Annotated in this window: 10 protein-coding genes; 4 read left to right on the top strand and 6 right to left on the bottom strand. The window is 71.4% G+C overall.

Going from position 1 to position 10,114, the window contains the following annotated elements; translation table 11 throughout:
* The first annotated feature begins 205 nt into the window (after positions 1 to 205).
* Positions 206 to 712, top strand: coding sequence for a PPA1309 family protein (locus ACY45C_RS15810; RefSeq protein WP_011438157.1), 507 nt, complete (start codon positions 206 to 208; stop codon positions 710 to 712).
* Between the two features lie 129 nt (positions 713 to 841).
* Here ACY45C_RS15810 and ACY45C_RS15805 read toward each other — a convergent pair whose 3' ends face one another.
* The 3 genes from ACY45C_RS15805 to ACY45C_RS15795 form a co-directional block, all read right to left on the bottom strand.
* Entirely contained in the window at positions 842 to 1,879 is a 1,038-nt protein-coding gene (locus ACY45C_RS15805) for a YlbL family protein (RefSeq protein WP_462188355.1), read from the bottom strand.
* Positions 1,880 to 2,162: 283 nt separating this feature from the next.
* Positions 2,163 to 2,438: a hypothetical protein gene (locus ACY45C_RS15800; protein ID WP_462188354.1), complete on the bottom strand. Its 276-nt coding sequence runs from the start codon at positions 2,436 to 2,438 to the stop codon at positions 2,163 to 2,165.
* Between the two features lie 60 nt (positions 2,439 to 2,498).
* Positions 2,499 to 2,912: a molybdenum cofactor biosynthesis protein MoaE gene (locus ACY45C_RS15795; protein ID WP_462188353.1), complete on the bottom strand. Its 414-nt coding sequence runs from the start codon at positions 2,910 to 2,912 to the stop codon at positions 2,499 to 2,501.
* A gap of 242 nt (positions 2,913 to 3,154) precedes the next feature.
* On the opposite strand from ACY45C_RS15795, the gene ACY45C_RS15790 reads away from it, so the two are divergent.
* From ACY45C_RS15790 to ACY45C_RS15780, 3 genes are all read left to right on the top strand, one after another.
* Positions 3,155 to 4,522 carry a zinc-dependent metalloprotease gene (locus tag ACY45C_RS15790; protein ID WP_462188352.1) on the top strand — a complete coding sequence of 456 codons (1,368 nt, stop codon included), beginning with the start codon at positions 3,155 to 3,157 and terminating at the stop codon, positions 4,520 to 4,522.
* Between the two features lie 176 nt (positions 4,523 to 4,698).
* Positions 4,699 to 5,739, top strand: a complete 1,041-nt coding sequence (locus ACY45C_RS15785; protein ID WP_462188351.1) for a ThiF family adenylyltransferase — start codon at positions 4,699 to 4,701, stop codon at positions 5,737 to 5,739.
* 318 nt (positions 5,740 to 6,057) lie between these two features.
* Positions 6,058 to 7,650 carry an ABC1 kinase family protein gene (locus ACY45C_RS15780; protein ID WP_462188350.1) on the top strand — a complete coding sequence of 531 codons (1,593 nt, stop codon included), beginning with the start codon at positions 6,058 to 6,060 and terminating at the stop codon, positions 7,648 to 7,650.
* Here the strand turns inward: ACY45C_RS15780 and ACY45C_RS15775 are convergent.
* From ACY45C_RS15775 to ACY45C_RS15765, 3 genes are all read right to left on the bottom strand, one after another.
* Positions 7,585 to 9,375, bottom strand: coding sequence for an alkaline phosphatase family protein (locus ACY45C_RS15775; RefSeq protein ID WP_462188349.1), 1,791 nt, complete (start codon positions 9,373 to 9,375; stop codon positions 7,585 to 7,587). The genes ACY45C_RS15780 and ACY45C_RS15775 overlap by 66 nt on opposite strands.
* A 7-nt stretch (positions 9,376 to 9,382) precedes the next feature.
* Positions 9,383 to 9,673, bottom strand: a complete 291-nt coding sequence (locus ACY45C_RS15770; RefSeq protein WP_462188348.1) for a WhiB family transcriptional regulator — start codon at positions 9,671 to 9,673, stop codon at positions 9,383 to 9,385.
* Between the two features lie 110 nt (positions 9,674 to 9,783).
* A partial coding sequence (locus ACY45C_RS15765; protein WP_462188347.1) for a hypothetical protein occupies positions 9,784 to 10,114 on the bottom strand: 331 nt, incomplete at its 5' end.

Raw genomic sequence — 10,114 nt, 5'->3', positions numbered from 1 at the left:
TGTATAGCTGAGTGAAGACGGCGATGATCGTGATCGCGAGGACGATGACAAGCAGCACCGGCACGAGCACCTTGGTGCGGGTCAGCACCGGGCGGCGACTGGTGGTTGCCACAGGTTCCTCCGTGCGTCGGTGATTCGGGGCGCGTACCGCGCTAGTACGGCAACCTACGCCAAGGGCTCTGGGGAGATCGGAGAGGATGGGTCGGTGAACAGCCCGAACATCACGGAGTTGACCTCCGTCGTACTCGAGGTCGAGCGGCACGTCGCCGATTCCGGGTGGGATCAGCCCAGCCAGGTCTACGCGCTGGCCGACACCGCCGACCTGCTGGCGCGAGAACCCGCGCTGGCCCCCCACATCGGCGACTCCCCGCCTGGGTCACTGACCCCGGTCGAGCAGGAACCGCTGCCGGTGGGACGGCTCGACGAGGTGCTGGCGGGGATCGGATGGCCGCCGGAGGTGCTCGGGTGCGTGCTGGTCACCGAGCTTGTCGTCCTGCCGCCCAGCGCGGAGGAGGAGGCTCCGTACTCCGATCACGAGATCGAGTACTGGGCGGCGAACCATCCCGAACGCCAGGACGTCCGCCTCGCCGTCGGAGTCACCCGCAGCGGGCTGCACGCGTCCTGCCTGCGAGTCCGCGGAGACGACGAACTCGTCATCGATCCGGATCTGGCCGACAACCTCGTCGACGGGCTGCTCGCGACCTTCCAGTGAGTCGACCCGGCGGGCGGCGGCGCACGGCAGCCGCCCGTCCCCTTCCGGCACCGGCGCCACCGGGCACAACAGCAGCACCGGGCGCACACGGATGGCGCATGGCACGGATGGGGCGCGCTTGGGGCGCGCTCAGCAGGACGGCACCGCCGCGGCCGGATTCGCCCGGAGGGCGTCGACGGCCTTCAGCGCGCCCGCCAGCGATTCAACCTTCACCAGGCGCGGACCGCCGGAGTCAATCGCGCGGGCGTCGCCGCAGTTCCCCGCGGGGACCAGGAAGATCGATGCCCCGGACACCCTGGCCCCGAGGATCTTCTGCTGGATACCGCCGATCGGTCCCACCTCACCGGCGGAGGTGATCGTCCCGGTGCCAGCGATGATCTTTCCCCCGGTCAACGCGCCGGGGGTGAGAAGGTCCACGATGCCCATCGCGAACATCAGCCCGGCACTCGGCCCGCCGACATCCGAGATACGGATACGAACCGTGAACGGGTAGGTCCGCTTCTCCGTCGTGGTGACACCGATCATGGCGCGAGCGGGGTCGTCGGTGGCGGCCCGAGTCGTGACGGTGGCCGTGGCCGTCTTTCCGTCGCGCTGATAGGTGACCGTCACGGGATGGCCCGGAGTCACCTTCCCGACCTGCCGGCGCAGCTCCTCCTGGTTGGCCACGGCCACCCCGCCGACCTTCGTGATCACATCGCCCGGCGTCAGCTTGCCGGTGGCCGGGGAGCCCGCGGGGACCCCGGCGACCACGACCGAACGGCCGGTGGGCGCGATACCGAGCTGCGCGAGCGCTGCCGCGGTCGCCTGGTCCTGCGAGTCGAGCATCGCCTGCGCGTTCTCCTGCTGGATCTGCTCCTGACTCGAACCGGGCGGCCGGATCAGCTCGCTGGGCACCACCGCCCGGTCGGAGTCGGACCAGTCCTGCAGCGCGGTGACGAGGTTGAGCCGGGGCGTCTCCTCGACCGTGGTCAGCTCGAGCTTGCCGGCGGTCGGATAGGTCCGCCGGCCTTCCACGGTGATCAAGGACGTCCCGTCGACGCTGCCGAGAGTGTCGGTGACCGGCCCGGGGGCCAAGGTGACGAACGGTACCGGCATCCACAGCCCCGCGACCACGAGAACCAAAGCCAGTACCGACGCGACCACGAGGGTCTGGGTGCGCCGGACCATGCTCACAGTCTATGTACCAGGGCTCACAACCCTCGTCCCAGCGTCCGGGAACCGAGGTTCGCCACGACGGCCCGGGGTTGCGATGATCGGTGCCGAAAGGCATTCGGTGACCCGAAAGGCGCGGCGGAAGGCCGTGGCGGAGTCCCGGAAGGCCGCGCGGAAGGCCGGGAAGTGGGGAGTAAAGAGCGAGATCAAAAGCACGGTCGAGGGACTCGAAGGATCACTCGGTCCTGAACCGCCGCCCGGCGGCCGGTGAGATGCCCCGGCCGCCGGACGGAGACGATCAGGTGGACTCGGACGGCGGCGCCGTGTGTCTCTCGGAGGGCGGTGCCCCGGCCGCGGCGGACCGCCCGGGATGGCCGGGATGGCCGGGTTCGTCGAGGGCGGTAACGGTACGAACCTCGTGCTGGGTGGGGATCGGTCGGGCCAGCGCGGCCATACTGCGCCGGTAGCCCTCAATCGTGATCATGGCTTCGGAGGTGCGGTCGGGACGGCTGCGTAGGGCGACCCACGCAAGAGTTATGAGCACGGCGACGGGGGGGATCAACAGGAACCACATGGGAGCCTCGACGTCGAGACGGGCAAGAAGATGACTTATTTCTATCGTAGGGTGCCCCGATCAGCAGGCGCTTACCCATTCCGCCGCGCCATCCGCAAAAATCTGGTGTTTCCAAATGGGAACCTGCTCCTTGATGTCATCGATCAGACGACGACAGGCGGCAAAAGCCTCCGCCCGGTGGGCCGCGCCGACCGCCACGATCACGGCGGTGTCCCCGACAGCGAGGTGACCGGTACGGTGAACCACCGCGACGGCCAGCACCGGTGCGGTCGCGGCGACGTCGCCGGCGACCCGGGCGATCTCCGTGCCGGCCCGGGGATGCGCCTGATACGTCAGGTCGGTCACCCCGCGGCCCTGGTCCTGGTCCCGGACAGTGCCCACGAACAGGGCGATCCCCCCCACACCGGGGAACCGCACGGCAGCCAGGCACTCGTCCACCGACAGAGCGCCGTCCCGGATCTCGGCGAGCGTCACCCGCGCGACCGGGTCCGGGTCCGGGTCCGGCGCGGACGACGGAGACGGCGAAGGTGACGAAGGAGGCGCGGGTGACGCGGGAGCGGTCGGCGGGGCCCCGCCAGAGAACACGTCGGTTCCACAGCTACGACCGTAACGGTCGGGGCCAGCGCCGTTTCGCCCGTTGGGCAGAAAACGCATTACCGTGGGTTCATGTGCCAACTGTGCGTGCGACTGCCCGCCTCCCGAGGAGGCTACGGCCGATGAGTGGCAACTTCCCGTTCGGCTTCACGCCCGCTGGCGGCGGCGACGAGCCCCGACCCCCCTTCGGTGGCGGCGCCCCGTTCTTTGCCGAGCTCGAACGGCTGCTGTCCTGGCATGGCGGTCCGGTCAACTGGGAGCTGGCCCGCCAGGTGGCCGTCAGATTCCTCGGCGACACCGACTCCGCGGTGTCCACGGCCCAGCGGGAGCCGGTGGGCGAGGCGATGCGGATCGCCGACGTCTGGCTCGACGCGGTGACCTCGCTGCCGGCCGGAGCCACGGCGGCCGAGGCCTGGTCGCGGCAGGAGTGGATCGAGAAGACCCTGCCGGTCTGGCAGACCCTCTGCGACCCGATCGCCACGAAGGTCGTCGAGGCGATGCGCACTGGGATCTCCAGCGGGCTGAACCAACTCGGTGGCGGCGGGATCGAGCTGCCGAGTGAGCTGCGCGGCGCGCTCCCCCCGGGGCTCAACCTCAGCGGGCTGATGGCCACCGGCGGCCCCATTATGCAGATGATGAACCGGGTCGGCGGGATGCTGTTCGGCGCCCAGGTGGGGCAGGCGATCGGCACCTTGGCCGCCGAGGTCGTCTCCTCCACCGAGGTCGGGCTGCCGCTCGGACCGGTCGGAACCGCAGCCCTGATCCCAGCGGGTGTCGTCGCCTTCGGTCAGGGCCTGGAGATCCCCGAGGACGAGGTACGCATCTACCTGGCGCTGCGGGAGGCCGCGTCCAACCGGCTGTTCGCGCACGTCCCCTGGCTACGCGCCCACGTCCTGGGCGCGGTGGAGGAGTACGCCCGCGGCATCGCGGTGGACACCGAGGCCGTCGGACGGGTGATGCGGATGGTCGACCCGACGGCGTTGATGAATCCTGAACGGCTGTCGGAGGCGCTCGGCGAGGACGTGTTCAGCGACGCCACCACCCCCGAGCAGAAGGCCGCGCTCGCCCGTCTCGAACTGATCCTCGCGCTGATCGAGGGCTGGGTCGATCATGTAACGGACGCCGCGGCCGCCGGTCATCTGCCGGCCGCGGGCAAACTACGCGAAATGGTGCGGCGCCGTCGCGCCGAAGGCGGTCCGGGCGAGCAGACCTTCGCCACGCTGGTCGGTCTCTCCCTGCGGCCACGCAAGCTGCGGGAGGCCGCCGCCCTGTGGGAGGCGGTACGGGACGCCCGGGGTCACGAGGGTCGCGACGCGCTGTGGGCGCATCCCGATCTGCTGCCCACCGCGGCAGATCTCGCCGCCCCGGAGGCGTTCGTGTCCGGCGCGCCGTCGAGCGCGCTCGACGACCCGATCGGCGAAATCGAGAAACTCCGCGGCGCCCCACCCGCCGATGGCGGATCCGACGGACCAGACAAGCCGGACAGGTAACCCGGGCGGACCGGGGTGATCCACAGTTTCGTCCACAGCACGTCCACAGCGATCCACGGGCGTTCCCCCTTCGCCGGTCGGACGTGCCACGCTGAGGATCCGCCGGTCGCCGTGACCGGCCCATCCTGGTCCGATTCCCCGGCCTCGACCGGCCGGCGGGAACACCCGGAGGATCCATGCGCCCGATCCTCAAGCCGGGCCTGCGCCGGCTCTGGCACAACAGCTCCACCCTGCAGCTCGGCATCGACACCGCACGCGCCGTCCTCCTCGCCGACCTGGCCCCGTCAGACGCCGCCCTGCTCGACGCCCTCGACGGCAGCCGCACGCTGGAGCAGCTGCGTCTCGATGGCACTTCCGCCGGCCGGGTCCTGCTCGACCTGCTCGCCGAGGCCGGCCTGCTGGACGACGCCACGGCGCCTCCCGGTGCGGCACCGCTGCCCGCGGTCGAGCATGACCGCCTGTCGCCCGATCTGGCGGCGCTGTCCCTGGTATCAGAAGATCCGGCCGGTGCGCGCCGGGTCCTCGCCACCCGCCGGGCGATGCGTGTTCTTGTGCGCGGCGCCGGTCGCGTCGGTGCTCAGGTCGCGGCCCTGCTCGCCGCGGCCGGGATCGGCCGGGTCGTCATCGACGATCCCGAGGTGACGACCGCCGCCGACGTCTCCCCGGGCGGCCTGCGCCTCGACGATGTGGGGCGTCCCCGGTCCCTGGCCACCGGCGCGGCGGTGACCCGGGCCAGCCGGCAGGCCGCCGGGCACCGCCGGCCCGACGAGGACGGGTTCGCCGCGGACCTGATTGTGCTGGCTCCGGTCGGTCTGCCGATGATCCACCCTGGGGAGTGCCTCGACCTGGAAGGCCGGGGCACCGCCCATCTCGTGGCCGGGGTGCGGGAGACCACGGGGATCGTCGGTCCGCTCGTCGTGCCGACCGTGACCGCGTGCCTGCACTGCCAGCATCTCCACCGGTACTCCCGGAACCCGGTCTGGCCGGTGCTCGCCATGCAGATGGCCCACCGCCCGGCCGCCGGGCCCGGGCGCCTGCGAGATCACCCTGGCGGGTCTTGTCGCCGCGCTCACCGCCATGCAGGCCCTGGCCTTTCTGGACCTCGCCGCCTCGCCTCCACCCGCCCTATCCGACCTATCCGGCGTCACGGGCCCCACCCCTGGCCAACATCCCGACAACTCGGCCTACCTGCCACCGACAGCAAGCAGCAACAATGAGACCTTCGTTGCATTGACTCCCCCGCGCACAGTCCTACCGGTGACCGCCGGCCTACCGGTGACCGCCGACGGCACGCTGGAGTTCACCGTTCCCGGCTGGCGGATCCGCCGACGCACCTGGCCGGTCCACCCCAACTGTCCCTGCCGCACCGCCCGATCGGCGGCCGCGTCGGCGGACGCTTCTTCGCCAGTGGCACCTGCGTGACCGTTCCACTCCGCGGGCGGTCGCCGCGTCGACGTCCTGGAGCCATTTGGCGTCCTGGAGTCATTACGCCTGGCCGGCACCCGTGACGACGCGGAACAGGGCACGATGGAGCGGTGTCCGAGATCCCACGGCGGGCTGTCGTCCGCACCGCCAAGCTGGCCACGCTTCCCATCGGCATAGCCGGCCGAGCCACCCTCGGCGTCGGCAAACGCATCGGTGGTCGCCCCGCCGAGGCCGTCGCCTCCGAGCTCCAGCAGCGCACCGCCGCGCAGATCTTCCGGGTACTCGGGGAGCTCAAGGGTGGCGCCATGAAACTGGGCCAGGCGCTGTCCGTCTTCGAGGCGGTGCTTCCCGACGACGTCGCCGGGCCCTACCGGGCGGCGCTGACCAGGCTGCAAGAGACGGCGCCCCCGCTGCCGGCGGCGGTGGTGCACCGCGTGCTCGCCGAGGAGCTCGGAGCGGACTGGCGCTCGCTGTTCACAAGCTTCGACGACGTTCCGGCGGCGGCAGCCAGCATCGGCCAGGTGCATCGGGCGGTCTGGGCCGACGGCCGGGCCGTCGCGGTAAAGGTGCAGTATCCGGGAGCGGGTCCCGCTCTGCTCGCCGATCTCACCCAGCTCGGCCGGGCCGCTCGGCTGTTCGGCGCGGTCACTCCCGGGCTGGACATCAAGCCGCTGGTCGAGGAGCTCAAGGCCCGGATCGCCGAGGAGCTCGACTATCGGTTGGAGGCCGCCTGGCAGGGGGCCTTCGCCGAGGCGTACGCAGACGACCCGGACGTCGTCATCCCCTGGCCGCTGGCCGGTTCCGGCCGGGTGCTCGTGAGCGAGTGGATCGAGGGAATCCCCCTGTCCGTCATCATCGCGGACGGTACCCCGGAGCAGCGCGACGCCGCCGGCCTGCTGCTCGTGCGGTTTCTCTATTCCTGCCCGGGTCGCGCCGGTCTGCTGCACGCGGATCCGCATCCCGGCAACTTCCGTCTGCTGTCCGACGGGCGGCTCGGCGTCCTGGACTTCGGTGCCGTGAACCGCCTGCCGGACGGCCTGCCGGCGCCGATCGGCCGGCTGGCTCGACAGACCCTGGCCGGGGACGCCGACGCCGTCGAGCAGGGACTACGCTGTGAGGGCTTCATCCCGCCGTCGGCCGAAATCCGAGCCGAGGACCTGCTGGATTATCTGGCCCCGGTGCTGGAGCCGATCGCGGTGGAGGAGTTCACCTTCTCCCGAGGCTGGCTGCGCAAGGAGGCCGCCAGGTTCGGAGACTGGCGGTCGGCGGCGGCACAGCTCGGTCGCCAGCTCAATCTGCCGCCGTCGTACCTGCTCATCCACCGGGTGACACTCGGCGCGATCGGCATCCTGTGCCAACTGGGCAGCACCGGCCGCTTCCGGGACGAGATGGATCGCTGGCAACCCGGGTTCGCCGAACCGGGGACGGCGACCGCCCGCGCGGCCGAGGACGCCAACCGGCCCGGTCGTCCCCTGCCCGCTCTCCTCGTCCAGGACGAGGTCTGGAGGTCGGCGGCCGACACTGCGGCGGCGGCCGACCGGGCCACCACCCCCGCGGCGCTGCCCATGCAGGCCGAGCCGGCCGAACCGAGCCGGCCTTCCACCCCGGCGAACCGCTCCACCGCGGCTCGACCCCGGTCAGGCCGCAAGGCCGCCCCGCGCCGGGCACCGGACGAGGAGTCTTCTCCGACCCCGCAACCGTGACCGACGCTTATTGACGGGCCTGGCCCGACGGGTCAGCCCCCCGGCTGCTCGACGATGTCGACGATGTCGACGCCGAGATACAGGAAACCGTATCCCTCGTCCCGGAAACGCACCCCGGCGGCGCGCAGCGCAGCCCCCCAGCCGCCCTGGCAGGTGGGATCCGCCGCCTCCGAACCGTGGTCGGCGGTCAGCAGGATCGCGGTCTCGGCCAGCAGATCCCGCTCGGCGAGCAGGTCGAGGAAGGCGCACAACCGGGCGTCCGCGTCCCGCAGCGCGGCGCGGGCCTGCTCGGAGTACGGGCCCGCCCCCGTGATGCCCGGTGTCGGTAATGGTGGTGTTCCACCACATCAGGTCCGGGGGCACCGCGTCCGCCGCCCAGAGCTGCTGGACCTGCGCGAGGCCGAGCGCGTCCACCCGGGTGGACCAGGCATAGTCGGCGCTCTCCCCTACCCAGTGGGCGGTGGCGTGCGGGTCGCCGTCGGCCGGAGGCAGGTAGTCCCCCATATCGCCGGCCCCGCCGTGGTTACCGGCGGCCCGCACGAGCCCGAAGGTCGAGTAGTCCGCACCCCGGTCGACCGGTTCGTTCACGCAGGCGCTGGTCGCCCCGGGCCGGTCGCGCACGAGGGCCTCGAACAGCGTCTCCACCCCGTCCCGAAGCTGATCGCACGCGGAATGCCAGGTCCGCACGTCGTTGACGATGACCTGCTCGCCGGTCGCCCGGTCGAAGTACACGTTGTGCAGGATGCCGTGCCGGCCCGGCCCGACTCCGGTGAGCGCGGAGGTGTGGTTGGTCAACGTGACGCTGGGGAACTCGGCGATCGCGCCACCGGTCAGGGCCGTCCCGGTGGCGAGCAGACGCGCGACCCCCGGCAGCTCGCCGGTGTGCGCGAGGTGCAGGACGTCATTGCTGTTTGCCCCGTCCCAGAGCAGGCCGACGACGTACCGGGCCCCTGGGCCCACCAGATCGGTGAGCGGCGTCCCCTCCACATCCGCCATGGTCACGCCGGCGAGGGCCGCGAGGGTGGGTCCGATGTCGATGACCCGCGCCGCGCCGGCCCGCGGGCCCCGGGCCCGCACGCCCGCGCCGGACAGGATCAGCGGAGCCCGGGACTGGCCGGCATCCAACGATCCGTGCTCACCCAGGTGGCCGCCGCGGTCGGGCCAGTAGTGCCGGGGGGTGTGTACGACGATCAGATCGGGTGAACGGCTGGGATCGGCGAAGGCGGACAGCAGTCGCCGTCCGGCGAACGGGTAGGAGTTGCGCTCGTTCGGTGGTGACGGGTCGGCGAGCGCCGCCGCGAGCGGCACGCCGTGCATCGGATCCTCCGACCCGAGCGGGTCACGCCCGAAGCGGAGCTCCCGGGGACCGTCCGGATCGGCCACCGGCAACCGCGACGAACCGATCGCGTTCGCCACGTAGAGCCAGCCGGAATCGACCCAGGCCACGAGATCCACGATCGCGGCCAGCTCGGGACTGGTGAGGACGGCAACGGCCAGAGAAAGATCGTCGGATGCGGTCAGTCCCGGCGCTCCGGCCGGACCCGCACCTGTGGACACCGGGTAGACACGCTCGCTGCTGGGCACGCCGGAACAGTACCGGGGCCGCGGGCACCACCGGAAGAAAAAGCGCGGCAACACCGGTGGGCGGGACACCGACGATCCGGTGTCCCGCCCGTGCTGGTGCGGCGATGCCACCGCCGCCCCCATGTGATCAACGGGTGGCACGGAGGGCTCAGGCGGCGACCTCTTCTTCCTTGCGCTCCTTGCGCGGACGGCCGCGGGGCCGCTTGCGCGGGACGACGCTACCGGTCACCAGCAGCTCGCCACCCCACACTCCCCAGGGCTCGGCACAGTCGAGCGCGGCGGACAGGCACGCCGCCCGGATAGGGCAGGTTCGGCAGACGGCCTTGGCGGTCTCCACGTCCGCCGGGGACTCAGCGAAGAACATGTCAGGATCTACGTCCCAGCAGGGCAGGACGAGACGATCCCGCTCGATCCGGGAAACGACCGAGGGGTCGAACACCGGTGTCACCTCCGAGACAGGTTGGTCTTCGGGTGGGATGAAGGAAGCGAAACGACAAAGGCCGCGGTCCCCATCGGGATCCGCGGCCTCGGACTCGGCTCCAGTCGGCGCTAGTCCAGGAGCGGATCGTGGGCGGATCCCCGGAAGGTGAGGTGACGGTGTGCATAGCCGGACGCCGACGCCACGCTCCCCGCCGGGTTCGGGAACGCGGACTCCTGGGCCGACAGATCATCGGCTTGGACCGTGAGGACGGCGGCGGACGTACCACGGTCGGCGAGCGCACCAATGACGGCACCGACGACGGCATTCATGAAGGCCGCGCCGTGCCGGTTCTCCCACGGACGGGTGATCTCGGCGACAGCTCTGTCCATCACAATGCTGAACACGACGAAATCACCTCCTTCTCTGTGGGCTCGGGAGTCCGTGGGTGCCGGAGTCCGT

This window comes from Frankia sp. CcWB2 (assembly GCF_977927585.1).
The sequence above is the reverse complement of the archived record's forward strand: the minus strand, read 5'-3'. Positions and strand labels throughout refer to the sequence as shown.